Origin of the sequence: Sphingomonas sp. Leaf67, assembly GCF_001421965.1 — a bacterium.
GTDB lineage: Bacteria > Pseudomonadota > Alphaproteobacteria > Sphingomonadales > Sphingomonadaceae > Sphingomonas.
Window position 1 is genome coordinate 321,894 of record NZ_LMLP01000021.1, and the last position, 26,673, is coordinate 348,566.

Below are 26,673 nucleotides of genomic sequence, written 5' to 3' on the forward strand. Positions count from 1 at the left end.
CATGGGAATCTTCGAACGCATCAAGACGCAGATCTTCGGCAAGGACGGCGGCCCGTTCGGCGACAATTATCTGGGAAAGAAGAAGGAAGCGCCGGCACCGCAGCCGGCGCCCGCACCAACCCCGACCCAGCAGCACGCGCCGGCACCCGCCCCCGCTGCACCCGCCCCCGCCCCGGCCGCCCCGGCCGCGCCGCAGCCGGTCGACCCGATGACCGCGATCGAACGGATCGCGCAGCAGAAGGGCAACCCGGCGCTGAACTGGCGGACGTCGATCGTCGACCTGATGAAGCTGCTCGATCTCGACTCCAGCCTCGACAACCGCAAGGAACTGGCGACCGAACTGGGCTATACCGGCGCAAAAGACGGCAGCGCCGAGATGAATATCTGGCTGCACAAGGCGGTATTGCAGGAACTGGGCAATGCAGGCGGTCAGGTACCGGGCAATCTGAAGGACTGACCCAACTGCCCTCTTCCCTTCAGGGGAGAGGGATACCGAAGCTTGCCAGCTTCGCTGGCTAGCGAAGGTTGGGAGAGGGGCAGAGCGAGCCTGAAGCCCGTGCGCTGGCATGCAAACGCCACCCCCCTCTCCCAGCTATAACTAAGCCTTTGCTTCGCAACGCCCCAGTCTCCGCATCCCTCTCCCCCGTGGGGGAGAGGAAGCAAGGCCGATCAGTACGCCCGCCCGATCAGCACCCGCTCCACCGCCGGCGCACCGGTAAACACGCACGGGCCGTCGTCGCACCCGGTCTGCCCGAGCGGCGCGTTGCGGATGGTCAGCTTCAACCCCTTCAGTCGCTGCACCACCGCTTCCAATGCGTCGCCGGTCGGCTTCGACCAGCGGACATCGACCCAGCCGGGGTTCCGGATGCCCTCGGCGAAATGCGCCTCGACGCCGGCCCAATCGTCGATGGGGACGATCTGCGCGCGGAGCCGCTCGGTCGACTGCCCCAGCAACGTCGCTTGAATATCGCCGAGCGTCTCGCCGATCGACGCCGCGAAATCGGCCTGCGCCACGACCTGCGAATCGAGCTTGCCATCGGCGCGGTACAACCGGTCACGACGCACGACCGAGACATTGCCGCCGGCCATGTCGCGCCCGCCGACCTCGACGATCACCGGCGCGCCCTTCTTGACCCAGCCCCAGCGCTTGGTCGCTGCCTTGGCAGGCTTCAGGTCGAGCAGCGCACGGACCGGTTCGCCGAGCGCAGTCTGCTTCGCCAGCGCCGCCTGCAATTCACGGCAATAGGCGATCAGCGGTTCGTCCTCGGGCGCGTCGCGCAGCATCGGCACGATCACCACCTGCCACGGCGCGATCGCCGGCGGCACGCGCAGCCCGTCATCGTCGCCATGCACCATGATGACCCCGCCGATCATCCGCGTCGATACGCCCCAACTGGTCGTGTTGGCATGTTCGAACTGTCCTTCGGCATTCTGGAAGCGGATATTCTGCGCATGGGCGAAATTGGTGCCGAGGAAATGCGAGGTACCCGCCTGCAACGCCTTGCCGTCCTGCATCATCGCTTCGATGCTGTAGGTCGCGACCGCGCCGGGGAAACGTTCATTCTCCGGCTTCTCACCCGCGATCACGTGCAGGCCGAGACAGGTCTCGGCAAACTCGCGATAGACTTCGAGCATCTTCAGCGTCTCTTCGCGCGCCTCCTGCGCGGTGGCATGAGCGGTATGCCCTTCCTGCCACAGGAATTCGGCGGTGCGCAGGAACATGCGGGTGCGCATTTCCCAGCGGACGACGTTCGCCCACTGGTTGATGAGCACCGGCAGGTCGCGCCACGACTGCACCCAGCGCGAGAACGCGGTCCCGATCACCGTCTCGCTCGTCGGGCGTACGACCAGCGGCTCCTCCAGCTTGGCTTCGGGGTCGGGGGTCAGTCCACCCTTGCCATCGGCGATCAGCCGGTGATGGGTGACGACCGCCATTTCCTTGGCAAAACCGTCGACATGCTCGGCTTCCTTCTCGAAATAGGAGAGCGGGATGAACAGCGGGAAATAACAATTCTCGTGTCCCGTCGCCTTGATCCGGTCGTCGAGCAGCCGCTGGATCCGTTCCCAGATGCCATAGCCCCATGGCCGGATGACCATGCACCCGCGTACCCCGGATTCCTCGGCCAGATCGGCCTCGGCGATGACGGCTTGATACCAGGCGGCGAAATCCTGTTCGCGGGTGACGTTGAGAGCATGCTTCATGGGACCGGGCGATAGCGGCAAACGGGGCCGTTCGCCAAGCGGCGATACGCGCGTCCACCGCGACGCAACCTTCGTGGGGTGGCGTCGGTGCGCGACAGGCTGTAGGTGCCCCCGATGCCCGGCGACCGCATCCTGAAGGGGCTGGCGCTTCGCCTGCTCGCGATCTTCTTTCTGTCCACCATGTCCGCACTGGTGAAGCTGGCGGAGACGCGCGGCGCGTCGCTGCCCGAAACCATGTTCTATCGCCAACTGTGCGCGCTGCCGGTCGTCCTGGGGTTCGTCGCTGCCGGACCGGGCCTGAAATCGCTGCGCACCACGCGGATCAAAGGGCATTTGACGCGGTCGATGATCGGGCTGGTCGGCATGGTCTTCACCTTCGGCGCGGTCCTGCTGCTGCCACTGGCGGAGGCGACGACGTTCCAGTTCACCGTGCCGATCTTTGCCACGCTGCTCGGCGCACTGGTGCTGCGCGAACCGACCGGCTGGCAACGGTGGAGCGCGGTGCTGGTCGGGTTCGTCGGCGTGCTCGTCGTGGCGCAACCGGGCAGTGCCCATGTGCCACTGTTCGGGGCGTTCGTCGGGTTAATGGCGGCGCTGTTCGTCGCGCTGGTCGCGATCGCGCTGCGCCAGTTGCGCGACGAGCCGGCTGGGACGACGGTGTTCTGGTTCTCGACGCTGACCCTGCCGTTCATCGCCACGGCCTACGCCTTCAACATCCGGTCACATGACTGGCTGACATGGGCAAACCTGATCGCGATCGGCATGGTCGGCGGCATGGGGCAGATCGCATTGACCGCCGCGTCGCGTGCGGCACCGGTCGCGACGGTGGTGCCGATGGATTATTCGGGGCTGATCTGGGCGACCGTCTACGGCTGGCTGTTGTTCGGGGTGCTGCCGACGTCGATGACGTGGGTCGGTGCGCCGATCATCATCGCCAGCGGCCTGTTCATCGTGTGGCGCGAACACCGTCTCGGCCGGCAAAAGGTGCGGTCGATGGTCGAGGAGGACTGATTCAGTCCTCGATCTCGCCACGGACCTGCGCATGGGCGAGCAGCGCGAACAGCATGCTGCCGCCGACGATATTGCCGAACAGGACGGGGACGAAGAACGTCAGCGCCTGCATCGCACCCATGTCGCCATGCAGGACCAGCACCCACATTTCCGCCGAACCCGCGACGATATGGGCAAAGCCGCCGAGATCGATCAGCCCGGTCAGCAGCACGATCAGCGTGATCTTCTGCCCCTCCGCGCTCGGCAGCGTCCACACCACGCTCGCCAGCAGGATGCCCGACGGGATGCCGGCCAGAAACCCGGCAAGGCCGCGATGGTCGAAGATCGCGCCGCTAACCCGGACCAGTTCGTCCGCCTGCTCGACGCCCAGCCCGCCGAGCATCGCGAAGCCCGCAAAGGCGAAGGTCCCGACCAGGTTCGCCGCCAGCACGATCGCCCATAACCGCAACGTCCGCAGCAGGTTGTGCCCGGTCGGCTCGGTCGCCAGCGGCAACACCGCCGACAGCGTGCTCTCGGTGAACAACTGCATCCGCCCGAGAATGACGACGACGAACCCGAGCGAATAGCCGAGCGCCTGCAACAGCGGCGTCCATGGTCCGTCCGGCACCGCGGTATCCATCACCGCCTTGCCCAGCAGCGACAGGCCGATGGCGATGCCCGCGGTAATCCCCGACCACATCAGCGACGCGGCCGGGCGTTCAAGCTCCTCGATCCCCTGCCGTCGCACGACTTCGTGGACGATCAGCGCCGATGCGGCACGCCGGTCGTCGACGACCTCTTCCTGTTTGGGGTTCAGCGCGACCTTTTGTTCTTCATCGGCAATTTCGGGCGGGGATGATTGCGGATCGGCCATAGGCAAAAGGCAACCGTCGGTGGACCGGCCGGTTCCGCCAGCGTCAGGTGCGGGGTCGTGCCGCCGCCAGCAGCGCGCGGGCGCGGACGAACATTTCCGCGCGGTGCGCGACGATCAGGCCCCAGCCCAGCGCCATGAACGCGTCGGTCAGCGTGGTCGCGCTCATGTGCAGCGCGCTCGCCCCGCCCTCGGCCATGACCTCCTTCAGTACCGTGCGCGCCGCGAGCAGGACGAACAGGAACAGGAATGCGGCGGGCGATTGCCGGTGGCTGAGCCGGTGGGTTTCCGGGTCGATTTCGATGTGCATCAACCGGCCGCGCTGCCAGCCGAGCACCAGTCCGGCGGCCGCCGCGATCACACAGACCGCCCAGCCCCAGCCGGTCGGCGGCATCGATCCGAACAGCGCGACCGCGACGACGGTGACGATGACCGGCACTACCCACAACGTCTCGAACCGCAGCCGGCGCAGACCCCGCCCCCGCCACCAGCGCAGCGACAGGATCAATGCCGCGACCGCGATCGGGATCAGTTTCGGCCACCAGTCCATCTCGGTATCTCCTCCGTCCCGCCCGGCCACCGGGCGGGACGGAGCAGACTATTCCGCCGCCTCCGCGACCGGCGCAACGCTTTCCTTCCACGCCAGCACCGGCTTGCGCGCCGCCAGCGTTTCGTCGAGCCGACGACGCGGGGCGAAGTGCGGCGCGGACTTGAGCGCCGTATCGCCCGCCTTGGCGCGTTCGCCGACCGACTTCAGCGCGCCGATGAACTGGTCGAGCGCCGCCTTGCTCTCGGTCTCGGTCGGTTCGACCAGCATCGCGCCGTGGACGACCAGCGGGAAATACACCGTCATCGGGTGATAGCCCTCGTCGATCAGCCCCTTCGCCACGTCGAGCGTCGAGAAGCCCTCGGCAAGGTTCGCATCGCTGAACAGCGCCTCGTGCATGCACGGCCCACTCTTGCCGAACGGCGCGTCGAGCGTGTCGTCGAGGCTGCGCAGGACATAGTTGGCGTTGAGCACCGCGTCTTCCGACACCTGCTTGAGGCCATCCGCGCCGTGGCTCAGGATGTACGACAGGGCACGGGTAAACATGCCCATCTGACCGTGGAACGCGACCATCCGGCCGAAGCTGTCGGCATGATGCTCACCGGCGATTTCTTCCTCGACCAGCACGAACTTGCCGTCCTGCTTCTCGACGAAGGGCAGCGGCGCGAACGGGGTCAGCGCCTTCGAGAACACCACCGGCCCCGACCCCGGACCGCCGCCGCCATGCGGCGTCGAGAAGGTCTTGTGCAGGTTGATGTGCATCGCATCGACGCCGAGATCGCCCGGACGCACCCGGCCGACGATCGCGTTGAAGTTCGCGCCGTCGCAATAGACGTATCCGCCCGCCGCATGGACCGCGTCGGAAATTTCCTTCAGATCCCGCTCGAACAGCCCGCAGGTGTTCGGGTTGGTGATCATCACGCCGGCGACGTCCGGACCCAGCCGGTCCTTCAGCGCCTGCGTATCGACGCGGCCATCGGCGGTCGCCGGAATGTCCTTGACGGTGAAACCGGCAAAGGCGGCAGTGGCGGGGTTGGTGCCGTGCGCGCTTTCCGGAACGAGGATGATCTTGCGATGCCCCTCGCCGCGCTTCTCCAGCGCCGCCTTGATCGCGAGGATGCCGCACAGCTCGCCGTGCGCGCCGGCCTTCGGGCTCATCGCGACCGAATCCATGTTGGTCAGCGTCACCAGCCAGTGTGCGAGCTGATGGATCACCTCCAGCGCACCCTGCACCGTGTCGATCGGACCCAGCGGGTGGAGATCGGCGAAGCCGGGCAGCCGCGCCATCCGCTCGTTCAGGCGCGGATTATGCTTCATCGTGCACGACCCCAGCGGAAACAGGCCGAGGTCGATCGCATAATTCTGCCGCGACAGGCGGGTATAGTGGCGCACCGTTTCCGGCTCCGACAGGCCGGGCAGGCCGATCGCGCTCTTGCGGGCATGGCCGCCCAGCCGCGACGCGACCTTCGGCGCTTCGTCGAAATCGACGCCGGTCGTCTCGGCCGACCCGATCTCGAAGATCAGCGCCTCTTCGAGCATCAGCGCGCGGTTGCCGGTGAAGGTCGTCTGGCCCTCGCCCGTTGCCTCGCCCATGGCCGGACGCCAGCCGCTCTGGTTCACGCTCATGCCAGTACCTCCGTCAGCGCCGCTGCCAGCGCTTCGATATCTTCCACGGTCACCGTTTCGGTCACCGCCACGACCAGCCCGTTCGCCAGCGCATCCTCACCCGGATAGAGCCGGCCAAGCGACACGCCCGCCAGCACGCCGCGATCGGCGAGTTCGCGCACCACCGGCCGTGCTTCGCTCGGCAGCTTCAGCGTGAATTCGTTGAAGAACATGTCGTTGACCAGCTCGACGCCCGGTATCTGCGTCAGCCGCTCGGCCGCCGCGCACGCCTTGGCGTGATTGACCTCGGCCAGTTGCCGCAGCCCCTTTTCCCCGAGCAGGGTCAGATGGATCGAGAAGGCGAGCGCGCATAGCCCCGAATTGGTGCAGATGTTCGACGTCGCCTTTTCCCGGCGAATATGCTGTTCACGGGTCGACAGCGTCAGCACGAAGCCGCGCTTGCCCTCGGCATCGACCGTCTCGCCGCACAGCCGGCCCGGCATCTGCCGCACCAGCTTTTCCGAGCAGGCGAACAGCCCGACATAGGGGCCGCCGAATTGCAGGCCGACGCCCAGCGACTGGCCCTCGCCGACGACGATGTCGGCCCCCAGATTGCCCGGTGCCTCAATCGCGCCCAGCGCGACCGGCTCGGTCACGACCGCGACCAGCAGCGCCTTCACCGCATGGGCGGCATCGGCGATGCGTTGCAGGTCGGGGATGCGGCCGAGGATATCGGGATATTGCACGACGACGCACGACGTATCGGCGTCGATCTTCTCGATCAGCCGGTCGTCATCGGTCTGTGCGACCAGCCATGGCGAGGTCGTGTCGAGTACGTCGCCGGTGAACTTCGCCATGGTCTTCGCGACCGAGACGTAATGCGGATGCACCCCGCCCGAAAACACCGCCTTCGCCTTGCGCGTCACCCGGCGGGCCATCGTCACCGCCTCCCAGCAGGCGGTCGACCCGTCGTACATCGACGCATTGGCAACATCGCAGCCGAGCAGCCGCGCGACCTGGCTCTGGAATTCGAAGAGCATCTGCAACGTGCCCTGCGCGATTTCCGGCTGATAGGGCGTATAGGCGGTCAGATACTCGCCGCGCTGGATCAGGTGATCGACGCTGGCGGGCACATGGTGGCGATAGGCACCGCAGCCGAGGAAGAACGGCACCGACCCTGCCGCGACATTCTTCGCCGCCAATGCCGACAGATGCCGCTCGACCGCCAGTTCGCTGGCATGGTTGGGCAGGCCGGGCACCGGCGTGCCCAGCCGTGCGGATTCGGGGACGTCGACGAACAGGTCGTCGATGCTGTCGGCACCGATGACGGCCAGCATCTCGGCGCGATCGGTCGGGGTCAGGGGAAGATAGCGCATGATGGTCCTACTGCAGAACCGCCATCGCATCCGTCATTCCGGCGAAGGCCGGAATCCATGGACACGGGCGGCATCGAAACGTCGGAACGGCCCGTATCCATGGGTCCCGGCCTGCGCCGAGACGACGATGGTGCCGGGCGCGATCCGTTACAGCCGCGCGACGTAGGCGGCGTATTTGTCCTCGTCCATCAACTCACCCAGCTCGCTGTCGTCGCGCAGGGTCAGCTTGAAGAACCAGCCCTCGCCCTCGGGGTCTTCGTTGACCAGCGCGGGATTGTCGGCGAGCGCCGTGTTGCCTTCCAGCACGGTGCCCGATGCCGGGGTATAGACGTCCGACGCGGCCTTGACCGATTCGACGACGGCGGCGTCGTCGCCCTTGGACAGCTGCTTGCCCTCTTCGGGAACATCGACGAACACGATGTCGCCCAGCTGGCCGGCGGCATATTCGGTGATACCGACGGTCGCGACTTCACCGTCGACCTCGATCCATTCATGTTCCTGCGTGAAATAACGGCTCATCCGGCAAGCTCCCTTTAGCGGACGTAACGATGGGGGACGAACGGCATCGGCACGACGCGTGCCGCATGCACCTTGCCGCGCTGGCGCAGCATCACGGTTCCGGCCTCGGCCAGCGCCGGCGGGCAATAGGCCATGGCAATCGGCGCGGAAATGCTCGGCGCGAACCCGCCGGAGGTGACGTGGCCGACGGCATTGCCATCGGCGTCGATCACCTCGGCACCTTCGCGCACCGGCTGGCGACCCTCGATGATCAAGCCGAACCGCTTCGTTTCCGGACCCGCCGCGCGTTCGGCAAGGATATGTTCGGCACCGGGGAAGCCGCCTTCCTCGCGGCGACGCTTCGACAGCGCGAAGCCGAGATCGGCGGCGACCGGCGTGGTGTCGGGGCTGAGGTCATGGCCGTAGAGCGGCAGACCGGCTTCGAGGCGCAGCGAGTCGCGCGCGCCAAGGCCGATCGGCTTGACCTCCGGTTCGGCGCAGATCGCGTCGGCAAAGGCGGTGGCGGCGTCCTCGGGCAGCGAAATCTCGAACCCGTCCTCGCCGGTATAGCCCGAACGGCTGACCCACAACGCATGGCCGTTCCAGTCGAACCCGCCCGCGGTCATGAACGTCAGCGCGGCGACGCCCGGCAGGATGCGTTCGAGCGCATCGACCGCCTTCGGCCCCTGCAACGCCAGCAGCGCGCGGTCGTCGAGATGGTTGAGCGTGATCGCATCGGCGAGATGCTCGCGCAGATGGCCGATATCGTCATATTTGGTCGCGCCGTTGACGACCATGTAGAAGGCGTCCTCGTCGTCGGCCGCAACGTCATCGCCCTCCGCCTTGAGCGGGAACGGCACTTCCGGCCCGGCAGCATCGATCCGCGTGACCATCAGGTCGTCGAGAATGCCGCCCTGCTCGTCGAGCAGCAGCGAATACCGCATTTTCGCGGGCTTCAGGATCTTCAGGTCGCCCGGCAGCAACGCTTCCAGTGCCGCCGTCGCGTCCGGTCCGTGGATCAGCAACTGGCCCATATGGCTGACGTCGAACAGGCCGGCGCTCTCGCGGGTCCACAGATGCTCGGCCATGATGCCTTCATACTGGACCGGCATCGTATAGCCCGCGAACGGGACCATCCGCCCAGCTCTGGCGCGGTGCCACGCGTCGAGCGGCAGGGTCTGCGGCGGCAGTTCCTCGACGGGATCGCTGCCATCGGCGCGCAGTTCGTGGGCGGGTTCGCTGTTCGGGGCGGTATCGCTCATATGCGCCAGGTCCTTCGTGAATCGGTTCAACGACGCCGGACGGCACGAAAGGTGCCGCATCGGTCGTCGCCCCCTCTGTCACGGAACCTGAGAGCTTTCGCACGGGCATTTGGCCCATGCTTACCCCTTCGGTGGTCCGGCCGATACGGCCGCGACGCTTTCCAGAGTATCTTGTGCCCTTGCGCGGTCCCTGTTGCCTGAGAGATTCCGGGGCGGTTGCTCCTTCGGCGGCGGACACGTCCGCACTCTCCCGCGCATGGCGTCGGCTGTAAGCCTGTCGATGGCGCAAGCTCTGGCTTGAGGGCGGGGATTAGTCAATCGGGAAAGCGGGGAATGAAACGGACGGAGAGCGGCCTTCAGTTGCAATCGTCATCCCGGCGCAGGCCGGGATCCATGGATACGGGCGGTATCGATCGAACCGCGACGTCACCTGTCCGTGGGTCCCGGCCTGCGCCGGGATGACGGAGTTTGCCAACACACACACTCGTCATTCCCGCGAAGGCGGGAATCCCTACACGCTGACGTTGCGGCAAGATTCGCCGCCGTTGCGGCAATAGATTCCCGCCTTCGCGGGAATGACGGAGGGAATGGCCCGCCCGGCCTTACCGCGTGACGTTATACTTCAGCTGCTCGTCGGTCAGCTGGAAGCCGACCAGCGCCTCGAAGGTCGCGGCCAGCACCGCCTGCCGCACCGCCGGATCGGCCAGCGGGTCGGTCGCCGCGTCCTGATCCCCGGGCTTGCGGCGGCGGTTGATCTGGTTGCGGGTTTCCTGCGGCAGCGTCGCGGCGGCGCGGTCGACGATCGCGGTCCCCTGCCCCTGTGCCTGCGCGCGCGCCGCGCCATCGGCGAAGTTCAGCGTCACCTGCCCCAGCCGCTTCGACACGACCTGCGTGCCGCCGCGTACCACCGACACGAAATAGGGGAGCGTCACCGTCCGGGCACCCTGCGTCGTGTTGCGCCGCGCCTGCACGTCGAACGTCAGCGTGCTGTTGATCGTGTCGGCACCCTCGGCGCAATTGGCGCGCAGGTTCGTCAGCGTCGCGACGACGTCGATCGCCTTCGCCTCGCGGCTGGCGGGCGGGTCGAACAGCGTGATGTCGCCGGTCCCCGCCGGTACGCCCGCCACCGGACAGGCCGACCGCACCGCCGAAATGCCGACGCCCTGCGTCACGTCGAGTTCGCCGGTACGCTTGCATCCGCTCAGCGCCAGGACAGCGACGGCGGCAACGGCGGCAGTTTTGCGGAGGGTCACGGGAACACGATACCTTATGCACGGGTGCGGCGATGCCGCGCCTCCTGATAGCGACGCTTCATAGGAACCGCCTTTCGCGCGTGCAAGCAATCGAGTCGCTTTCGGGTCAGGCGGTGCCGGCCCGCTCCCCCTCCCCGCCACCCACGTGAGTATCCTGAATGGGTGGCGGGGAGGGGGAGCGGGCCGGCACCGCCGGGCACGGCTTGGCGTGCCCCCAAACAAGCTGTAAGCGCTGGCACCATGACCGACACCCAACGCCCCGTCATCGAATTGCTGATCGCGGCCCCCCGCGGCTTCTGCGCCGGCGTCGACCGCGCCATCCAGATCGTCGAGCTCGCGATCCAGAAACACGGCGCGCCGGTCTATGTCCGGCACGAAATCGTCCACAACAAGTTCGTGGTCGACTCGCTCCGGGCAAAGGGCGCGGTGTTCGTCGAGGAACTGGATCAGGTGCCCGACGGCGTGCCGGTCGTGTTCTCGGCGCATGGCGTGCCCAAATCGGTCCCGGCGGCGGCCAGCCAGCGCGGCCTCGAATATCTCGACGCGACCTGCCCGCTGGTGTCGAAGGTCCATCGCCAGGCCGAACGGCTGGTCGCCAGCGGCCGCCACATCCTGTTCGTCGGCCATGCCGGCCATCCCGAAGTCATCGGCACCTTCGGCCAGGTGCCCGAGGGGCAGATGACGCTGATCGAGACGGTCGAGGACGTCGCCGCGCTCCAGCCCGCCGACCCCGACAACCTCGCCTTCCTGACGCAGACGACGCTGTCGGTCGACGACACCCGCGCCATCGTCGAGGCGACGATCGCCCGCTTCCCGAGCATCGTCGCGCCCAAGGCCGACGACATCTGCTACGCCACGTCGAACCGGCAGAATGCGGTGAAGGCGATCGCGCAAAGCTGCGACATGATGCTCGTCATCGGCGCGCCCAATTCGTCCAATTCGGTGCGGCTGGTCGAGGTCGCCGAGCGCGAGGGCACCCGTGCCCGCCTGATCCAGCGCGCCGCCGAACTCGACTTCGCCTGGCTGGAAGGGGTCGGCACGCTCGGCATCACCGCCGGTGCGTCGGCGCCCGAAGTGCTGGTCCGCGAACTGGTCGACCGCATCGCTACCCGCTACGACGTCACCGAGTCCGAGGTCGAGATGACCCGTGAAACGATCGCGTTCAAACTGCCGCGCGGCCTCGAAGCCGCCTGATGGCCGTCTATACGCAGGTGTCGGCAGAGGCGCTCGCGCGCTTCCTGTCGGGCTATGACCATGGCGACCTGATTTCGGCCAAGGGCATCGCCGAAGGGGTCGAGAACAGCAACTATCTGGTCGATACCACCACCGGCCGTTTCATCCTGACGCTGTATGAAAAGCGGGTCGATCTGGCCGACCTGCCCTTCTTCTTCGCGATGACCGATGCGTTGGCGGATGCCGGCAATCCGGTGCCGCGCGCGCTGCCCGATCGCGCGGGACAGGTGATCCAGACGCTGGAGGGTCGCCCCGCCTGTCTGATCGAATTCCTGTCGGGCGTGTCGGTCAGCCATCCGACTCCCGAACAGGCACATGCCGCCGGTGCGGCGCTCGGCGCGCTCCATCGCGGCCTGACCGGCTTCGCGCCGACGCGCGCCAATTCGATGGGTGTCGGCGCATGGCCGACGCTGTTCGCCGACTGTGCGCCCCAGCTCGATTCGATCCGGCCCGGCCTGCGCGCGCGGGTCGGCAGCGCGCTCGATACGGTCGTTGCGGCATGGCCCGCCGACCTGCCGACCGGCGCGATCCATGCCGATCTGTTCCCCGACAACGTGCTGATGCTCGGCGACCGCGTCACCGGGCTGATCGACTTCTATTTCGCCTGCACCGACATCGTCGCCTATGACGTCGCGATCACCCATTCGGCATGGAGCTTCGATGCGAAGGGTGCGCCGCTCGACCCCGCGATCGGACGGGCGCTGCTGGCCGGCTATCGGACACAGGCTTCACTCACCGAGGCCGAGGTCGCCGCGCTGCCGCTGCTGGCGAAGGGGGCCTGCATCCGCTTCCTGCTGACCCGCGCGTGGGACTGGATCAATACGCCGGCCGACGCGCTGGTGACGCGCAAGGACCCGCTCGCCTATCTGCGCCGGCTCGACTGGTACGACGCGAACCCGGCCGCCTTCGCATGACCGATGCGCCCGAACTTCCCCGCGTCGAAATCGCGACCGATGGCGCGTGCAAGGGCAATCCCGGCCGTGGCGGCTGGGGCGCGGTGCTGCGCGCCGCTGATGGCCGCGAGCGTGAATTGTCGGGCGGCGAGCGCGAGACGACCAACAACCGCATGGAATTGATGGCCGCGATCGAGGGGCTGAACGCACTCAAACGTCCCTGCCGCGTGATCCTGTCGACCGACAGCCGCTATGTAATGGACGGCCTGACCAAATGGATCAAAGGCTGGCAGAAAAACGGGTGGAAGACCGCCGCCCGGCAGCCGGTCAAGAACGCCGAACTGTGGCAGCAACTGCTCGCCGCCGCCAAACCGCACCGCATCGAATGGGTGTGGGTGAAGGGCCATGCCGGCCACCCCGATAACGAGCGCGCCGACCGGCTCGCCAGCGATGCAGCCCTGAACCAATGATCCCACGCGTCCTGATCGACACCGCGCACGTGCCCGGCGACAATGTCGAATTGCGCCTCGTCCAGCGCGGCGACGACTTCATGATCGTCCTCGACCGCAACGAATTGATGAGCAGCCGCATGTCGGCGTCGGAAGAGGCGTTGGCCGATCTCGGCTGCGCCCACCTTACGGCACGCAAGGGCGCGCGGGTGCTGATCGGCGGCCTCGGCATGGGCTTCACCCTGCGCCGCGCGCTGAAGATTCTGCCCGCCGATGCCGAGGTGGTCGTCGCCGAGCTGGTACCCAAGATCGTCGACTGGGCGCGCGGACCGCTGGCGCACATCTTCGACGGCTGCCTCGACGATCCGCGCGTGCGGATCGCGGTGGGCGACGTAGCGTGGGCGATCGAGGACGGCGGCTGGGACGCAATCCTGCTTGACGTCGACAACGGTCCCGATGGCTTGACCCATGCCGGCAACGACAAGCTGTATTCGGCCCGCGGGCTACAGGTCACCAAGCGCGCGCTGCACGCCGGCGGCGTACTGGCGATCTGGTCGGCCTATGCCGATCCCGCGTTCACCAAGCGGTTGCGCGATAGCGGCTATGCGGTGGATGAGCAGGTGGTGCGGGCGCGGGGGACCAAGGGTGCGCGACATGTGATCTGGCTGGCCGGGCGGCGGTAGGGGGTTTTCCTTCACCGTTTGCCAAGCGGGATCGACATTCAGTTCGCTGGACGCAGGGATAGCGTTCGATCCCCTATCGTCACTCCCGCGCAGGCGGTAGTCCATACACGCCAGCGTCGCGAATCCAGCCAAACCGTCAGCGGATATGACTTCCCGCCTGCGCGGGAATAACGAAATTCCGCGGTTACTGCTGAATTTCGATCGGTCCTGGGAGCCTCCATTCCTGCTTGATCGGAATGCCCTTCCCACTCGGTTAAAGTCATCCTCCCGTTTGGTTGAAGCCCGTCTCCCATTTCGACGCCCCCTCCCCCGTTTGGTTCGAGCTTGTCGAGAACGGGGCTCCGCGAGAGCATCAGTGGAGGGCGATCAACCGCCCTTTCCTCCAGTCAGTTCGAGCCTGTCGAGAACCTGCCTGCCCCAAACGACCCGTTCTCGACGGGCGCTTCTCGACAAGCTCGAAGCTGCTCGAACCGAACGGAATGGGAAAAGAAGAGCCATTTCCCCCCAGCAATCGTGCTGAGTAGGGACTGGGTGAAGTCAAAGGCCGTGTCGAAGCACCGCCCCGAACCTCAACCGTCCATCAATACGCCATTTCGACAAGCTCAAAGGCTACTCAGGACAAACGGACAGCCCTATTCATCCGTCCGCATCTTCACCTTGTTCGGCAGGTCCTTCCCCTTGGTCCGCCGCGACGGCAACTGCACCGGGTTCTTCTTCTTCCAGTCCCCCCAACGCTTCGGGCCTTCGGGGGTATCGATGATCGTATCGTCGTCCATCACGCTATCCAAAACGAAAAGGGGCGGCGGATCAACGACCCGCCGCCCCGTTCTTTCCAGTCAGGAAACGATCAGCCGACCGTCCACGCTCCGTCGATCCGCGTCAGCGCACCCTGCTGGTTGCCCTCGCGGAGGGCGTCGGGCAGCAGTGCTTCCGGGAAGTCCTGATACGACACCGGCCGCAGGAAGCGGTGGATCGCCAGCGTGCCGACCGAGGTCGTGCGCCCGTCCGAAGTCGCCGGGAACGGCCCGCCATGGACCATCGCATGGCCCACTTCGACGCCGGTCGGCCAGCCATTGCACAGGATGCGGCCGACGGTGCGTTCCAGCACCGGGATCAGCTTGCGCGCGTCCTCGTAATCGCCCTCGTCGATCTGCAAGGTCGCGGTCAGCTGCCCTTCCAGCTTCGACAACACCTCGACCAGTTCGTCGGCATCGGTGCACTTCACGACCATCGACGACATGCCGAACACTTCGTGCGCATGCGCCGGATCGGCGATGAAGTCCTTGCCCGACACGGCAAAGATCGCGGCGCGGCCACGGGTCGGGCCTTCCGGTGCCTGCCCTTCGCCGACCAGCGTCACCGCCGGGCTCGACGCCAGCTTGGCGCGGCCTTCCTCGAACGCCTTGTGGATGCCGTCGCTCAGCATCACCTGCGCCGGGGTGCCGAGCAGCGCGTCGCCCGCCGTGTCGAGGAACGCGTCGAGCTCCGGCCCGTCGATGCCGAGCACCAGACCCGGATTGGTGCAGAACTGGCCCGCGCCCATGCTCAGCGACCCGACATAGCCCTTGGCCAGTGCCTCGCCGCGATTCTTGAGCGCTTCGGGCATCAGCACGACCGGGTTGATCGACGACATCTCGGCATAGACCGGGATCGGCTGCGGCCGTTCCTGCGCGACCTTCATCAGCGCGGTACCGCCGCTGCGCGAACCGGTGAAGCCGACCGCCTGCACGCGCGGATCGGCGACCAGCGCGGTGCCGATGACCTGACCCGACCCCGATACCATCGAGAACACGCCATCAGGCATGCCGGTCTTTTCCGCCGCACGGACGATCGCCAGTGCGACCAGTTCAGCGGTGCCCGGATGCGCCTGATGCGCCTTCACGATCACCGGGCAACCGGCGGCCAGCGCCGACGCGGTGTCGCCACCGGCGGTCGAGAAGGCGAGCGGGAAGTTCGACGCGCCGAACACGACGACCGGACCCACCGGAACGGTGCGCAGCCGCAGGTCGGGCTTGGGCACCGGCGCGCGCGCGGCATCGGCATGATCGATGCGCAGCTGCTGCCACGCGCCGTCGCGCACTTCCTTTGCGAACAGGCGTAGCTGACCGCAGGTGCGGCCGCGCTCGCCGGTCAGACGTGCGGTCGGCAGGCCGGTTTCCCGGCTGCCGCGTTCGATCAGCTCGTCGCCCAGCGCCTCGATCTCGTCGGCAATCGCGTCGAGGAAGCCGGCGCGCTGTTCGATCGGCAGCGCCGCATAGATCGGGAACGCCTGCGCCGCACGGGCGCACGCTTCTTCCGCGTCTTCCTTGGTGCCCTTCGAAAAACCTTCGCCGAACAGCGCGCCGGTCGCGGGGTCATAGGCCTGGAATAGATCGTCGCGGGCAACCCGCTTGGATCCCAGGAACAGTTCGCCGGTGATCGTCATGTGCATCCTCTTGTGATGGTCGCGTTGCCGCCCAGATAGGAACTGATAGCGCTAACGTAAATGGCCGACTCGGGTAATTACTCCGACAATCTATGCGGCGAATAAAGTGTCGGGTCGACCCCTTCCGGCACATCGCCCTGTCCGAGCAGCGCCGCGCACATCCGTGCGGCGGCGGGCGCGGTCTGGATACCGAAGCCGCCCTGCCCCGCGCACCAGAAGAACCCCGGCACCCGCGCGTCGAACCCATAGACCGGCAACCGGTCGGGCGCAAAGCTGCGCAGGCCGGCCCAACGCCGCTCGACCGCTTCGACCCGCCAATCGACCGCCGCCTCGAACCGGTCGATCGCCAGCGCGACGTCGATCTCCTCGGGCGCGACGTCGTGCGCACGATCGGGGGTTTCGTCATGCGGCGACAGCCACAGCCGCCCACCCGGTTCGGGCTTGAAATAGAATCCGCCCGCCGTGTCGATCACCAGCGGCAGGTCGGGTGACGCGGGCGGATCGATCCGCACCTGCACCACCGTCCGGCGATAGGGCCGGATGCCGAGCGGTGCCGCCCCGAACAGGGCGGCGACATCGTCCGCCCATGCTCCGGCGGCATTGACCACGATGTCTGCGACGATCGGCCCCGACACGGTCTGGAGCTCCCAAAATTCGCCGACTCGCCGCGCGCCTTTCAACCCGGTGTCGCACCGAACCTCCACCCCGCCACGTCGCGCCTTGGCGAGATAGGCGGCATGGAGCGCCCCGACATCGATATCGGCGCAGCCCGGCGACCACAAACCATGCCATTCGCCGCGTAGGCCCGCGACAACGCCATGCGGATCGCGCCGCTCGATCGGCACGCCGCTGCTCGCAAAGTCCTGCGCCAATGCGTCGAGCACCGCCGGATCGCGCGCCAGCAGCAATTCGCCGCGCGTCCGCAAGAACCCGTGGCCCGCGAACTCGGCGGGCGGCGTGTGCAGCAGCGGCCCCGATGCCGTCGTCAGCGGCTGGACCAGCGGCCCGCCATAGGTTTCGGACCAGAACGCCGCCGACCGGCCCGTCGCGTGATAGCCCGGTTGCGATTCGGCCTCGCACAGCACCACATCGTCCTGCGGTGCCAGTTCGGCGGCAAGGCTGGCCCCCGCCATCCCCGCGCCGATGATCGCGACCCGCCGCCGCGTCATGCGTGCGTCCGGTGCGGCGCGGGGGCGCGGGCGTCGAGGAAGGTGTCGATCGCCGCGATCGCTTTGCCACGCACCGGATCGGCCTCGCGCAGGATTTCATGCGCCGACTCCGCCCCGAACCGCAGCAGCTCGACATCGGGCAACCGCCCCGCGACCTCGATCGCGGCGCGCGGATCGACCAGCGCGTCGGTATCGGCGACCAGCATCTGCACCGGCACCCGCGTCTCCGCCAGTCGCGGATCGGCCCGCAGTTCGCGCGTCGAGCGGAAGGCATCGATCACCCAGCGCCAGCTCGGCGGCCCAGTATGGTGCGAGGGGTTGGCGCTGTGCCACCACAATTCGTCGGCATAGCGCGCCGGGTCATGGGTCAGCATCGACTCGCGTGGGCGCACCGTATGCGGGCGTTCGTTGCCCTTCCATGCCGGCCGGAGCGGGCTGCCCATCGCGCCGAGCACCCGCGCCATCCGCTCGCCGAACCGCGGCCCGATCGGCGAACGCAGCCCCAGCATCGGCGCGACCAGCACGCAGGCGGCCGGATCGATCCGCCGCTCGACCACCGCGCGCAACGCCAGATGCCCGCCCATCGAATGGCCGATGATCGCGCGCGGCCCCGCCGCCTGCCACTGGCTCCAGAAGGCGGTGAGGTCGTCGAGATAGGTTTCGAACCGGTCGATATCGCCGCAATCGCCCGCCGGGGTGCAGCGTCCCGATCCACCCTGCCCGCGCCAGTCGAACGCGGTGATGCTCCACCCACGGACATGCCAATGGGCAAAGGCTTCGAGATATTTTTCGAACACGTCGCCGCGCCCGGTCTGGAACAACAGGCTCCCGCGCGGGCGGACGTTGGCGGCGGCGGCCCAGTCGAACCGGCGATGCGCCCAGCCATCGAGGGCATGCCATGGCGTGATGGCGGCTGCGGCGGGAATCGCGCGACGGTACAGGGCGTGGGCGGCCATGGGTTCGGTTACGGTTTAGAAACCCCTCACGTCTAGTGTTAACGACATGTGGGGAAATCTCGTTCCGTGGCTCGCGCTCGCGCTCGTCCTGCTGCTCATGGCCGCGGGGATCGAGGATGCCCGCACCCGTGAAATCGCCAACCGGAAGAATGCGGCGATCGCGCTGCTGGCGCCGCTGTGGTGGCTGGCCAACGACCTGTCGGGCATCGACATGGCGTGGCAGGCGGGCGTGGCGACCGGCGTCTTCGCGCTGTTCGTCGCCGCCTATGCCGCCGGACAGATGGGCGGCGGCGACGTGAAGCTGATCGGGGCGCTGGCGCTGTGGCTGCCGCCGGGGGCGGTGCTGTCGATGCTGCTGGTCATGTCGCTGCTGGGCGGGGCGCTGACCATCCTGTTCCTCGTCGATCGGTGGCGTCGCCGGGGGAAGGACGTGCCCGAAATCCCCTATGGCATCGCCATCGCGGTGGCGGGGATGCTGGCAATCGCCAACCCGATCTTAACCCATTCCGGTCATATTTGACCACGAATCGAACCGGCCAGACGAACTGAAAGGCCAATGAGGTCATGGACTCACGCAAATTGTTCCTGCTGGCCGGCGCGCTGGTCATCGCCGCGATGACGGCGTTGATGGCGCGCAGCCTGATGGTCGGGGCATCGGCCCCTGTCGCGGCGGCCAGCACACCTGCCGAAGCGCCGATCGACGGTCCCCGCGTGCTGGTCGCGACCAGGGCGCTGGCGATCGGTACGATCATCGACGCCGCCGCCCTCCGGTTCCAGCCATGGCCCAAGGAACTGGTCGAAAACGCCTATTTCCTCGAATCCTCGCCCGATGCGCGCAATCTGGTCGGCACCGTCGTCCGCTTCGCGATCCCCGCCGGACAGCCGATCACGCAAGGATCGCTGGTCAAGCCGGGCGACCGTGGCTTCCTCGCGGCCGCGCTCGGTCCGGGGATGCGCGCGGTGACGGTGCCGGTATCGGCGCAGAGCGCGGTCGCGGGCTTCGTGTTTCCCGGCGACCGGGTCGATCTGGTGCTGACCCAGACCGTGGCCGGCGGCGGCGACGGCCCGCCGCTGAAAGCGTCCGAGACGTTCCTGCGCAACCTGCGCGTGCTGGCGACCGACCAGCGCACCGACAAGAACAGCGACGATCAGGGCCGCACCGTCGTGTCGACCTATTCGACGGTCACCGTCGAGGCGACGCCGCGCATCGCCGAAAAGATCGCCGTCGCGCAGACCGTCGGCACGCTGTCGCTGTCGCTGCGCTCGATCGCCGACAACAAATCCGAACTGGAGGAAGCCATCGCCAGCGGCGACGTGCAGCTGCCGGCAAATGGCGATGCGAAGGCGGAAAAGGCGGCGCTCGATCGCATCGCCAGCCGCCCGCTCGACGGCCCGTCGACCTTTTCGACCGGTGCCGACGTGTCGCGGTTCCAGCGCAGCTCGGTCCCCGGCAAGGGCAGCGACACGACCGACAACTCGGGCGGCACGATGGCCGTCGCGGCAAGTCCCGCGCCCGGCGCACCTGCCGCGCCGCGCGGTCCGGTGGTGCGGATCACCCGCGGCAACGATGTGACCGACGTGTCGGTCGGGGGAAACAAGTGATGCGCGCACTCCATCTGCTCCATCGGTCGCTGGCGGCGACGCTGTCGATCGCGCTGGTCGCCGGGCCGGTGCTGCCCGTGGCCGCCGCCGCGCCGGCACCTGCGGCACCCGCCGTCCGTGCCGCCCGCATCGGCACGCCCGCCACCGGCGTCCAGCGGCCGACCAACGACGTCCAGCTGTCGATCGGTCAGGGCGAACTCATCACCCTGCCCTCGAACGTCGTCGACGTGTGGGTATCCAATCCCGGCGCGGCCGACGTCTATGTCGGCAATCCGCGCCAGATCCATCTGTTCGGCAAGGCCGATGGCGAAGCGACGGTGTTCGCCACCAACGCCAGCGGCGCGGTGATCTATTCGGCCAATGTCCGGGTGGGGCAAAACCTGACCTCGCTCGACCGGATGCTGAAGGCGGCGATGCCGGAGGCCGATATCCGCGTGACGACCGTCGGCCAGCTGGCGGTGCTGAACGGCACCATCGCCTCGCCCGCCGACAGTGCGCAGGCCGAACGGCTGGTCGTGTCGCTGCTCAACCCCGGCGTTGCGACGTCCGATCCGAATGCGGTGCTGAAGATCGCGGTCATCAACCGGCTGAAGCTCGCAACGCCGCTACAGGTCAATCTGCAGGTCCGCATCGCGGAGGTCAGCCGCAACTTCGTCAAGAATATCGGCGTCAACCTGACGTCGCGCGACCGTTCGGGTGGCTTCCTGTTCGGTATCGCGCAGGGGCGGCAGGGTACGATCACCACCGTGCCCGGCATCCCCGGATCCTCGCAGGCCATCGACGCCAACCACGCCCGGATCGGCGACACCGTGTTCACCGCCCCGGCCAAAAGCGTGACCGGAACGACGCTCAACCTCGCCGGCCGGCTGCTCGGTCTCGAACTGCTCGGCGCGCTCGATCTGGGCGAACGCATCGGTCAGGTGACGACGCTCGCCAATCCCAACCTGACCGCCCTGTCGGGAGAGACGGGATCGTTCCTTGCCGGCGGTGAGATCCCGATCCCGGTCAGCCAGGGCCTCGGCGCGGTGTCGGTGCAGTACAAGCAATATGGCGTCAGCCTTGCCTATACCCCGACCGTGCTGGCCGACGGGCGCATCTCGCTGCGCGTCCGGCCCGAAGTGTCACAGCTGTCGGCGGCGGGCGCGGTCCAGATCGACGGGACCACCATTCCCGCACTCACCACCCGCCGGGCCGAAACCACGGTCGAACTGGGATCGGGGCAGAGCATGATGATCGGCGGCCTGCTGTCGAACAGCCACGACAATTCGATCGACAAGGCGCCCGGCCTCGGCGACCTGCCGATCCTCGGGTCGCTGTTCCGCTCGAACGGCTTCACCCGCAGCGAAACCGAACTGGTCATCGTCATCACCCCCTATCTGGTGAAGCCAGTCGACAGCCAGTCGCGCATCGCGCTGCCGACCGACGCCTATTCCAGCCCCGGCGATGTCGAACGCGTGCTGATGGGCCAGTTGCAGGGGCAGCGCCGCCCCGATCCGCGCCCGGTGCCGACCATGGCACCGCAGGGTCCGGCCCGGCCGTCGATCGGCCTGACCGCGCCGGTGCCGGTCGAACCCGCCACCGACACCGTCGACCCCGCCCCGCCCGCCCCGCGCAAGGGCGACCGCAAGGCCGGGCCGATCGCCCCCGGCTTCAGCATTCAGTGAGGCACGCTTCGATGACCCTCCTTCGCATCCTCGCGCTCGGTTCCGCCCTCGCCATCGGCGGCTGTTCGGGCACCGTCAATCACGGCGTCGAATCGGTCCACCAGCCGGTCGTCTCGCGCGCCGCCTATGCGTTCGACGTCGCCGCCGGTCCCGGCGGTCTGGCTCCCGGGGAACGCGCCCGCCTCGCCGGCTGGCTGGAAACCATGCGCCTGCGCTATGGCGACGAGATCGGCATCGACGGTGCCGGCGACGATAGCGGCGTGCAGGCCGATGTCGCGGCAGAAGCGGCGCGTGTCGGGCTGTTGCTCGCCGACGCCGTTCCGCCGACGCCGGGCGCGATCGCACCGGGCACCGTCCGCGTTGTCGTGTCGCGGATGACCGCGTCGGTGCCGGGCTGTCCCGACACGTCGCGCACCTATCAGCCCAATTTTGAGGCGCAGACCTCGTCCGATTTCGGTTGCGCGACCAATTCGAACCTTGCCGCGATGGTCGCCCGTCCCGGCGATCTGGTTCTCGGTCAATCGGCGCCGGGCACTACCGACACGATGGTGAACAGCAAGGCGGTCGGCGCGCTGCGGCGTGCGGCACCCAGCGGCAATGGCGGACAGGTCACCAACAGCGCCGGCAGCGCCGGTGGATCGGGCGGGAGCAGCAAGCAGTGAACGCGCCCTTCTCACTCGGCAAATCCGCCACCCGCGACCCCTTTATCGCCTTTGTCTGCGACGAATTTTCCGGCGATACGCTGCGCAGCGTCGCCACCGAACATGGCTGGCCGACCGAGAAGGTGCTGAAGGGCGGTCTGCGCAATGCGGTGCAGACGCTGGCGGTCTCGGCCAGCCCGCATGTGCTGTTCGTCGACCTGTCGGAATCGGGCGATCCGCTGAACGATATCAACGGCCTCGCCGAGGTCTGCGAACCGGGCACGATCGTGATCGCCACCGGTCAGGTCAACGACGTCCGCCTGTACCGCGATCTCGTGGCCAGCGGCATTCACGACTATCTGCTGAAGCCGCTCAACCCCGACATGGTCCGCGATGCGATCGTACAGGCCCATGCCCTGCTGAACGCGCCGAAGGCTGCGGAGACCAGCACCGAACGCCCGCACAGCGCCACCGCGATCATCGGCACGCGCGGCGGCGCGGGCGCATCGACCGTCGCGACCTCGCTCGCATGGCTGATGGGCGACCGGGAAAAGCGCACGACCGCGCTACTCGACCTCGACGTGCATTTCGGCACCGGTGCGCTGGCGCTCGACCTCGAACCCGGTCGCGGCCTGACCGATGCGATCGAAAATCCCAGCCGCATCGACGGACTGTTCATCGAACGCGCGATGGTGCGGGCGGGCGAACGGCTGTCGGTGCTGTCGGCCGAAGCGCCGATCAACGCCCCGATCGACACCGACGGCAGCGCCTTCTACCAGTTGCAGGAGGAAATGCGGAACGCGTTCGAATGCACGATCGTCGACCTGCCGCGCGGCATGCTGGTCAACCACCCGCATCTGATCGAGGAAGTGCAGACCGCGGTCATCGTCACCGAAATGACGCTGGCGGCGGCGCGCGACACCATCCGGCTGCTGTCGTGGTTCCGCTCCAACGCGCCGCACGTCAAGGTTCTGCTGCTCGCCAACCGCGTCCAGCCGCTGGCCGCGCAGGAAATCAGCCGCAAGGATTTCGAAGGGTCGATCGAACGCAAGCTCGACTTCACCTTGGCGTTCGACGGCAAGCTGGCGGCGCAGGCGGCGAAGCTCGGCAAGCCGCTGGCCGAAGCAGCGAAGGGCAACCGCGCCATCGCGCCGCTGGTCGATCTCGCGCGGCATCTGTGCCGCCTGACCGAGGTCGAGGACGACGCGGCGGCCGAACCGGCCAAGGGGGGCACGTCGCTGGTCGGCAAACTCGCGAAGCTGCGCGCGCGCCTGCCGGTCAAGGCGAAGAAGTAGGAGCGCGGGCACGGTCATGGCGATCCTCCCGATCCTGTTGCTGGGTGCCGGCGCGCTGCTGACGCTGACGCTGCTCGCCTTCGCCTTTTCGGGGCCATCGGGCGAACGCGCCCGCAGTCGCCGGCTGCTGGCGGTCCGCGAACGCCATGCCTCGTCCGCCAGCGCGACCGCGATGGAGGCGCAGATGCGCCGCATCGGCAACCGGGGCGCGACGCGCGGCGACCGCGCCGCCGCCCGGCTCCTCCCCAATGTTGAACAACTGCAACTCAGACTGCAACGCACCGGCCACAACTGGACCCTCGCCCAATATGGGCAGGCGACGCTGGGCGTGATCGCCGTCCTCTTCGCATATCTGTTGTTCAAGGGGATGCCGGCGCTGCTGGCGCTGTTCATGGCGATCTCGGTCGGGCTCGGCCTGCCGCACATGGTCGTCAGCTATTTCATCAAGCGGCGCATCGCCCGCTTCACCGCGAAATTTCCCGACGCGATCGAACTGCTGGTCCGGGGTCTGCGCTCTGGCCTGCCGATCACCGAAACCATGACCGTGGTCGGTCAGGAAGTCGACGGTCCGGTGGGCGAGGAATTCCGGCTGGTCAGCGACCGGATGAAGATCGGCCGTTCGCTCGACGCTGCGTTGCAGGAGAGCGGCGACCGGCTCGGCACGCCCGAATTCCAGTTCTTCATCATCACCATCGCCATCCAGCGCGAGACCGGCGGCAACCTTGCGGAAACGCTCGCCAACCTCGCCGACGTGCTGCGCAAGCGGTCGCAGATGAAGCTGAAGATCAAGGCAATGTCGTCCGAATCCAAGGCGTCGGCCTATATCATCGGATCGTTGCCGTTCATCGTCTTCGCGCTGATCTGGACCATCAACGGCAGATACATGCAAAGCTTCTTCGTCGATCAGCGGCTGATGATCATCGGTGCGGGCGGCGTGCTGTGGATGGCGATCGGTGCGTTCATCATGTCCAAGATGATCAACTTCGAGATTTGATGCGATGCTGACACCGACCGCCCCGACCATCCTGGGTTTTGACATGGGCAATGTCGCGACGTTGCTGTCGGGCATCGCCGCCTTGTCGATGCTGGTCGCGATCTATGTCGCGACGTCGGTCCGCGATCCGATGGCACGCCGGGTGAAGGCGCTGAACGACCGCCGCGAACAGCTGAAGGCGGGCATCACCGCCTCCACCAGCAAGCGCCGCGCCAAGCTGGTGCAGAAGAACGAGGCGACCGACCGCATCCGCGAGCTGCTCGGCTCGATGAAGATGTTGCAGGATTCGCAGCTGAAGGCCGCACAGCTGAAACTGATGCAGGCCGGCATCCGGTCGAAGGATCTGGCGGTCGCGGTCATTTTCGGCCGGCTGATGCTGCCGATCCTGTTCGGTCTCCCGACGATCTATATCGTCTATGGCACTGAAAGCTTCGCCGACTGGTCGCCGTTAAAGGCCTATGGCCTCGTCGCGGGCACGCTGATCCTCGCGTACAAAGGCCCAGACATCTATCTCAAGAACCGGATCAGCAAACGGACCGAGGCGATTCGCAAGGGGCTGCCCGATGCGCTCGACCTGCTGGTGATCTGTGCGGAGGCGGGCCTGACCGTCGATGCCGCCTTTACCCGCGTCGCGCGCGAACTGGGCCGCGCCTATCCCGAACTGGGCGAGGAATTCTCGCTCACCGCGATCGAACTGGGCTTCCTGACCGAACGGCGGCAGGCGTTCGAAAACCTCGCGCTGCGGATCAACCTCGACGCGGTGAAGGGCGTGGTGACGACCATGATCCAGACCGAGAAATACGGCACCCCGCTCGCCAGCGCGCTGCGCGTCCTGTCGGCGGAATTCCGCAACGAACGCATGATGCGGGCAGAGGAAAAGGCGGCACGTCTTCCCGCTATCATGACCGTGCCGCTGATCCTGTTCATCCTCCCCACCCTCTTCGTCGTCATCCTCGGTCCGGCGGCCTGCAGCATCAGCGACGCGTTCAGCAAGTAACGCGCGGCCGGGGTGCGGAACGCCGCCCCCGCCCGACCGTTGTCGCCCCGTAATCACCGAAGGGGCCCGCACATGCTGTTCCAGACGCCGACGCAATTCGCGGTTCTCGCGCTCGTTCTTCTCGCCGGCTGGTTTTTCGGCCTCGCCTCGTCGTCGGGCGGCAAGAAGTGGAAACAGCGGTTCCGCGACGAGGAAGCCGCCCACAAGGCGTATCGCACCGAAGTCGCCACCGACCTGAAGACCCGCGAAGCCCGGCTGCACGAGGTCGAGGTCGAGCGCGACCGACTGCTGAAGGAACGCCCCGCCGCTTCGACTGCCACCACCGCTGCCGCAGCGACCGCCGGTGCGGCCAGTACCGGTCATGGTAGCGGCTTCTTCGGTTGGGGCCGCGACAATCTCTCGCGAATTCGTGGCATCGATCCCGACCTGGAGTCGGTGCTGAACGCGCGCGGCATCAAGACCTACCGCTCGATCGAGGCGTTGAGCGAAGCGGACGAACGCGCGCTGGAAGACGACCTACGGCTGCACCCCGGCACCATCGACCACGAACGCTGGCGCGAACAGGCGGCGATGCTCCGCGAAGGCCGCGACGACGACCATGGCAGCCGCTGGGGATGATAGATTAGACGGCGCCGGGTTCCCGCGCGTCGAAGGCGCGCTGGGCGGCCAGCACCGCACCGATCCGCTGTTCCGACCACATCATCAGTGTGCGTAACGCGTCGATCAGTTCGCCTCCCATCGGCGTGATCGCATAGGTCACGCCGACCGGCTTGGTCGCAACGACACTGCGTGTCACCAGCCCATCCCGTTCGAGCATCCGCAGCGTCTGGCTCAGCATCTTTTGCGACACCCCGGCGATCCGTCGCCTCAATTCGTTGAACCGGCCCGGTTGTTCGCTTAGCAGCAACAGCACTAACACACTCCATTTGTCACCGATCCGGTTGAGCAACAGCCGGGTCGGGCAATCGGCGGCGAACACGTCGCCCTTGCGCCACCCGGTTTCCGGCACGGTACCGGGTATCGAAAAAGTGCCTTCTTGCATCATGGGTATCTACATAGCACGTAGTA

The 26,673-nt window shown here is 67.2% G+C and carries 27 protein-coding genes and 1 riboswitch; of the genes, 14 read left to right on the forward strand and 13 right to left on the reverse strand.

Features of this window, described 5'->3' with window-relative positions; all coding sequences use genetic code 11:
- Window position 1 precedes the first annotated feature (1 nt).
- On the forward strand, window positions 2–457 hold the full coding sequence (locus ASE90_RS13655) for a DUF3597 domain-containing protein (RefSeq protein ID WP_056001666.1): 456 nt from the start codon (window positions 2–4) through the stop codon (window positions 455–457).
- Window positions 458–669: 212 nt separating this feature from the next.
- Here ASE90_RS13655 and ASE90_RS13660 read toward each other — a convergent pair whose 3' ends face one another.
- Window positions 670–1,935, reverse strand: a complete 1,266-nt coding sequence (locus tag ASE90_RS13660; protein ID WP_414889257.1) for an aminoacyl--tRNA ligase-related protein — start codon at window positions 1,933–1,935, stop codon at window positions 670–672.
- Between the two features lie 381 nt (window positions 1,936–2,316).
- On the opposite strand from ASE90_RS13660, the gene ASE90_RS13665 reads away from it, so the two are divergent.
- Window positions 2,317–3,213, forward strand: coding sequence for a DMT family transporter (locus ASE90_RS13665; RefSeq protein WP_056001672.1), 897 nt, complete (start codon window positions 2,317–2,319; stop codon window positions 3,211–3,213).
- Window position 3,214: 1 nt separating this feature from the next.
- Here ASE90_RS13665 and ASE90_RS13670 read toward each other — a convergent pair whose 3' ends face one another.
- From ASE90_RS13670 to ASE90_RS13700, 7 genes are all read right to left on the reverse strand, one after another.
- Window positions 3,215–4,066 carry a formate/nitrite transporter family protein gene (locus ASE90_RS13670; RefSeq protein WP_082449811.1) on the reverse strand — a complete coding sequence of 284 codons (852 nt, stop codon included), beginning with the start codon at window positions 4,064–4,066 and terminating at the stop codon, window positions 3,215–3,217.
- A 43-nt stretch (window positions 4,067–4,109) separates the two neighbouring features.
- Entirely contained in the window at window positions 4,110–4,613 is a 504-nt protein-coding gene (locus ASE90_RS13675) for a CcdC protein domain-containing protein (protein ID WP_056001675.1), read from the reverse strand.
- Window positions 4,614–4,661: 48 nt separating this feature from the next.
- Entirely contained in the window at window positions 4,662–6,236 is a 1,575-nt protein-coding gene (gcvPB, locus tag ASE90_RS13680; protein ID WP_056001678.1) for an aminomethyl-transferring glycine dehydrogenase subunit GcvPB, read from the reverse strand.
- Window positions 6,233–7,591: an aminomethyl-transferring glycine dehydrogenase subunit GcvPA gene (gcvPA, locus tag ASE90_RS13685; RefSeq protein ID WP_056001681.1), complete on the reverse strand. Its 1,359-nt coding sequence runs from the start codon at window positions 7,589–7,591 to the stop codon at window positions 6,233–6,235. The genes gcvPB and gcvPA overlap by 4 nt, the downstream gene beginning before the upstream one ends.
- A 147-nt stretch (window positions 7,592–7,738) precedes the next feature.
- The gene (gcvH, locus tag ASE90_RS13690; protein WP_056001684.1) at window positions 7,739–8,110 is read right to left on the reverse strand and encodes a glycine cleavage system protein GcvH; all 372 of its coding nucleotides are present in this window, start codon (window positions 8,108–8,110) and stop codon (window positions 7,739–7,741) included.
- Between the two features lie 14 nt (window positions 8,111–8,124).
- The gene (gene gcvT, locus ASE90_RS13695) at window positions 8,125–9,351 is read right to left on the reverse strand and encodes a glycine cleavage system aminomethyltransferase GcvT (RefSeq protein WP_082449845.1); all 1,227 of its coding nucleotides are present in this window, start codon (window positions 9,349–9,351) and stop codon (window positions 8,125–8,127) included.
- Window positions 9,352–9,525: 174 nt separating this feature from the next.
- Window positions 9,526–9,614, reverse strand: a riboswitch (glycine riboswitch).
- 339 nt (window positions 9,615–9,953) lie between these two features.
- Window positions 9,954–10,604, reverse strand: coding sequence for a hypothetical protein (locus ASE90_RS13700; RefSeq protein ID WP_056001690.1), 651 nt, complete (start codon window positions 10,602–10,604; stop codon window positions 9,954–9,956).
- Between the two features lie 240 nt (window positions 10,605–10,844).
- On the opposite strand from ASE90_RS13700, the gene ispH reads away from it, so the two are divergent.
- From ispH to ASE90_RS13720, 4 genes are read left to right on the forward strand one after another with little or no spacing between them, the layout of a single operon-like run.
- Window positions 10,845–11,798 (forward strand): 4-hydroxy-3-methylbut-2-enyl diphosphate reductase, encoded by a 954-nt coding sequence (ispH, locus tag ASE90_RS13705; protein ID WP_056001693.1) that lies wholly within the window; start codon window positions 10,845–10,847, stop codon window positions 11,796–11,798.
- Window positions 11,798–12,751, forward strand: a complete 954-nt coding sequence (gene thrB / locus ASE90_RS13710) for a homoserine kinase (protein ID WP_056001699.1) — start codon at window positions 11,798–11,800, stop codon at window positions 12,749–12,751. The genes ispH and thrB overlap by 1 nt, the downstream gene beginning before the upstream one ends.
- Entirely contained in the window at window positions 12,748–13,200 is a 453-nt protein-coding gene (gene rnhA, locus ASE90_RS13715) for a ribonuclease HI (protein ID WP_056001702.1), read from the forward strand. The genes thrB and rnhA overlap by 4 nt, the downstream gene beginning before the upstream one ends.
- Window positions 13,197–13,862 (forward strand): hypothetical protein, encoded by a 666-nt coding sequence (locus ASE90_RS13720; protein WP_056001703.1) that lies wholly within the window; start codon window positions 13,197–13,199, stop codon window positions 13,860–13,862. Before rnhA ends, ASE90_RS13720 begins: the two co-directional genes overlap by 4 nt.
- Before the next feature lie 632 nt (window positions 13,863–14,494).
- Here the strand turns inward: ASE90_RS13720 and ASE90_RS20210 are convergent.
- The 4 genes from ASE90_RS20210 to ASE90_RS13735 form a co-directional block, all read right to left on the reverse strand.
- Window positions 14,495–14,638: a hypothetical protein gene (locus ASE90_RS20210; RefSeq protein WP_162233638.1), complete on the reverse strand. Its 144-nt coding sequence runs from the start codon at window positions 14,636–14,638 to the stop codon at window positions 14,495–14,497.
- Between the two features lie 71 nt (window positions 14,639–14,709).
- Window positions 14,710–16,287: an aldehyde dehydrogenase (NADP(+)) gene (locus ASE90_RS13725; RefSeq protein WP_056001706.1), complete on the reverse strand. Its 1,578-nt coding sequence runs from the start codon at window positions 16,285–16,287 to the stop codon at window positions 14,710–14,712.
- A gap of 77 nt (window positions 16,288–16,364) precedes the next feature.
- Window positions 16,365–17,456, reverse strand: a complete 1,092-nt coding sequence (locus tag ASE90_RS13730; RefSeq protein ID WP_056001709.1) for an NAD(P)/FAD-dependent oxidoreductase — start codon at window positions 17,454–17,456, stop codon at window positions 16,365–16,367.
- Complete coding sequence (locus ASE90_RS13735; RefSeq protein ID WP_056001712.1) at window positions 17,453–18,412, reverse strand: alpha/beta fold hydrolase; 960 nt, start codon at window positions 18,410–18,412, stop codon at window positions 17,453–17,455. The genes ASE90_RS13730 and ASE90_RS13735 overlap by 4 nt, the downstream gene beginning before the upstream one ends.
- Window positions 18,413–18,458: 46 nt before the next feature.
- Here ASE90_RS13735 and ASE90_RS13740 point away from each other — a divergent pair, with 46 nt between their 5' ends.
- The 8 genes from ASE90_RS13740 (at window position 18,459) to ASE90_RS13775 (ending at window position 26,223) form a co-directional block, all read left to right on the forward strand.
- Window positions 18,459–18,932: a prepilin peptidase gene (locus ASE90_RS13740; protein WP_056001715.1), complete on the forward strand. Its 474-nt coding sequence runs from the start codon at window positions 18,459–18,461 to the stop codon at window positions 18,930–18,932.
- A gap of 44 nt (window positions 18,933–18,976) precedes the next feature.
- Window positions 18,977–20,014, forward strand: a complete 1,038-nt coding sequence (cpaB, locus tag ASE90_RS13745) for a Flp pilus assembly protein CpaB (protein WP_056001717.1) — start codon at window positions 18,977–18,979, stop codon at window positions 20,012–20,014.
- Window positions 20,014–21,678 carry a type II and III secretion system protein family protein gene (locus ASE90_RS13750; protein ID WP_056001720.1) on the forward strand — a complete coding sequence of 555 codons (1,665 nt, stop codon included), beginning with the start codon at window positions 20,014–20,016 and terminating at the stop codon, window positions 21,676–21,678. Before cpaB ends, ASE90_RS13750 begins: the two co-directional genes overlap by 1 nt.
- An 11-nt stretch (window positions 21,679–21,689) precedes the next feature.
- Complete coding sequence (locus tag ASE90_RS13755; protein ID WP_056001723.1) at window positions 21,690–22,340, forward strand: CpaD family pilus assembly lipoprotein; 651 nt, start codon at window positions 21,690–21,692, stop codon at window positions 22,338–22,340.
- On the forward strand, window positions 22,337–23,614 hold the full coding sequence (locus ASE90_RS13760; RefSeq protein ID WP_056001726.1) for an AAA family ATPase: 1,278 nt from the start codon (window positions 22,337–22,339) through the stop codon (window positions 23,612–23,614). The genes ASE90_RS13755 and ASE90_RS13760 overlap by 4 nt, the downstream gene beginning before the upstream one ends.
- Window positions 23,615–23,630: 16 nt before the next feature.
- Window positions 23,631–24,608 carry a type II secretion system F family protein gene (locus ASE90_RS13765; protein WP_056001730.1) on the forward strand — a complete coding sequence of 326 codons (978 nt, stop codon included), beginning with the start codon at window positions 23,631–23,633 and terminating at the stop codon, window positions 24,606–24,608.
- A gap of 4 nt (window positions 24,609–24,612) precedes the next feature.
- Window positions 24,613–25,605, forward strand: coding sequence for a type II secretion system F family protein (locus ASE90_RS13770; RefSeq protein ID WP_200910905.1), 993 nt, complete (start codon window positions 24,613–24,615; stop codon window positions 25,603–25,605).
- Between the two features lie 72 nt (window positions 25,606–25,677).
- Window positions 25,678–26,223, forward strand: a complete 546-nt coding sequence (locus tag ASE90_RS13775) for a hypothetical protein (protein WP_056001733.1) — start codon at window positions 25,678–25,680, stop codon at window positions 26,221–26,223.
- Between the two features lie 4 nt (window positions 26,224–26,227).
- On the opposite strand, the gene ASE90_RS13780 is transcribed toward ASE90_RS13775, so the two are convergent.
- Entirely contained in the window at window positions 26,228–26,647 is a 420-nt protein-coding gene (locus tag ASE90_RS13780; protein WP_082449846.1) for a winged helix-turn-helix transcriptional regulator, read from the reverse strand.
- Between the last annotated feature and the right edge of the window lie 26 nt (window positions 26,648–26,673).

Excerpts from the sequence above, each read along its gene's own strand:
- ASE90_RS13655 (WP_056001666.1), top strand. The coding sequence starts at position 2 with ATGGGAATCTTCGAACGCATCAAGACGCAGATCTTCGGCAAGGACGGC.
- ASE90_RS13660 (WP_414889257.1), bottom strand. The coding sequence starts at position 1,935 with ATGGCGGTCGTCACCCATCACCGGCTGATCGCCGATGGCAAGGGTGGA.
- ASE90_RS13665 (WP_056001672.1), top strand. The coding sequence starts at position 2,317 with ATGCCCGGCGACCGCATCCTGAAGGGGCTGGCGCTTCGCCTGCTCGCG.
- ASE90_RS13670 (WP_082449811.1), bottom strand. The coding sequence starts at position 4,066 with ATGGCCGATCCGCAATCATCCCCGCCCGAAATTGCCGATGAAGAACAA.
- ASE90_RS13675 (WP_056001675.1), bottom strand. The coding sequence starts at position 4,613 with ATGGACTGGTGGCCGAAACTGATCCCGATCGCGGTCGCGGCATTGATC.
- gcvPB (WP_056001678.1), bottom strand. The coding sequence starts at position 6,236 with ATGAGCGTGAACCAGAGCGGCTGGCGTCCGGCCATGGGCGAGGCAACG.
- gcvPA (WP_056001681.1), bottom strand. The coding sequence starts at position 7,591 with ATGCGCTATCTTCCCCTGACCCCGACCGATCGCGCCGAGATGCTGGCC.
- gcvH (WP_056001684.1), bottom strand. The coding sequence starts at position 8,110 with ATGAGCCGTTATTTCACGCAGGAACATGAATGGATCGAGGTCGACGGT.
- gcvT (WP_082449845.1), bottom strand. The coding sequence starts at position 9,351 with ATGAGCGATACCGCCCCGAACAGCGAACCCGCCCACGAACTGCGCGCC.
- ispH (WP_056001693.1), top strand. The coding sequence starts at position 10,845 with ATGACCGACACCCAACGCCCCGTCATCGAATTGCTGATCGCGGCCCCC.
- thrB (WP_056001699.1), top strand. The coding sequence starts at position 11,798 with ATGGCCGTCTATACGCAGGTGTCGGCAGAGGCGCTCGCGCGCTTCCTG.
- rnhA (WP_056001702.1), top strand. The coding sequence starts at position 12,748 with ATGACCGATGCGCCCGAACTTCCCCGCGTCGAAATCGCGACCGATGGC.
- ASE90_RS13720 (WP_056001703.1), top strand. The coding sequence starts at position 13,197 with ATGATCCCACGCGTCCTGATCGACACCGCGCACGTGCCCGGCGACAAT.
- ASE90_RS20210 (WP_162233638.1), bottom strand. The coding sequence starts at position 14,638 with ATGGACGACGATACGATCATCGATACCCCCGAAGGCCCGAAGCGTTGG.
- ASE90_RS13725 (WP_056001706.1), bottom strand. The coding sequence starts at position 16,287 with ATGACGATCACCGGCGAACTGTTCCTGGGATCCAAGCGGGTTGCCCGC.
- ASE90_RS13730 (WP_056001709.1), bottom strand. The coding sequence starts at position 17,456 with ATGACGCGGCGGCGGGTCGCGATCATCGGCGCGGGGATGGCGGGGGCC.
- ASE90_RS13735 (WP_056001712.1), bottom strand. The coding sequence starts at position 18,412 with ATGGCCGCCCACGCCCTGTACCGTCGCGCGATTCCCGCCGCAGCCGCC.
- ASE90_RS13740 (WP_056001715.1), top strand. The coding sequence starts at position 18,459 with ATGTGGGGAAATCTCGTTCCGTGGCTCGCGCTCGCGCTCGTCCTGCTG.
- cpaB (WP_056001717.1), top strand. The coding sequence starts at position 18,977 with ATGGACTCACGCAAATTGTTCCTGCTGGCCGGCGCGCTGGTCATCGCC.
- ASE90_RS13750 (WP_056001720.1), top strand. The coding sequence starts at position 20,014 with ATGCGCGCACTCCATCTGCTCCATCGGTCGCTGGCGGCGACGCTGTCG.
- ASE90_RS13755 (WP_056001723.1), top strand. The coding sequence starts at position 21,690 with ATGACCCTCCTTCGCATCCTCGCGCTCGGTTCCGCCCTCGCCATCGGC.
- ASE90_RS13765 (WP_056001730.1), top strand. The coding sequence starts at position 23,631 with ATGGCGATCCTCCCGATCCTGTTGCTGGGTGCCGGCGCGCTGCTGACG.
- ASE90_RS13770 (WP_200910905.1), top strand. The coding sequence starts at position 24,613 with ATGCTGACACCGACCGCCCCGACCATCCTGGGTTTTGACATGGGCAAT.
- ASE90_RS13775 (WP_056001733.1), top strand. The coding sequence starts at position 25,678 with ATGCTGTTCCAGACGCCGACGCAATTCGCGGTTCTCGCGCTCGTTCTT.
- ASE90_RS13780 (WP_082449846.1), bottom strand. The coding sequence starts at position 26,647 with ATGCAAGAAGGCACTTTTTCGATACCCGGTACCGTGCCGGAAACCGGG.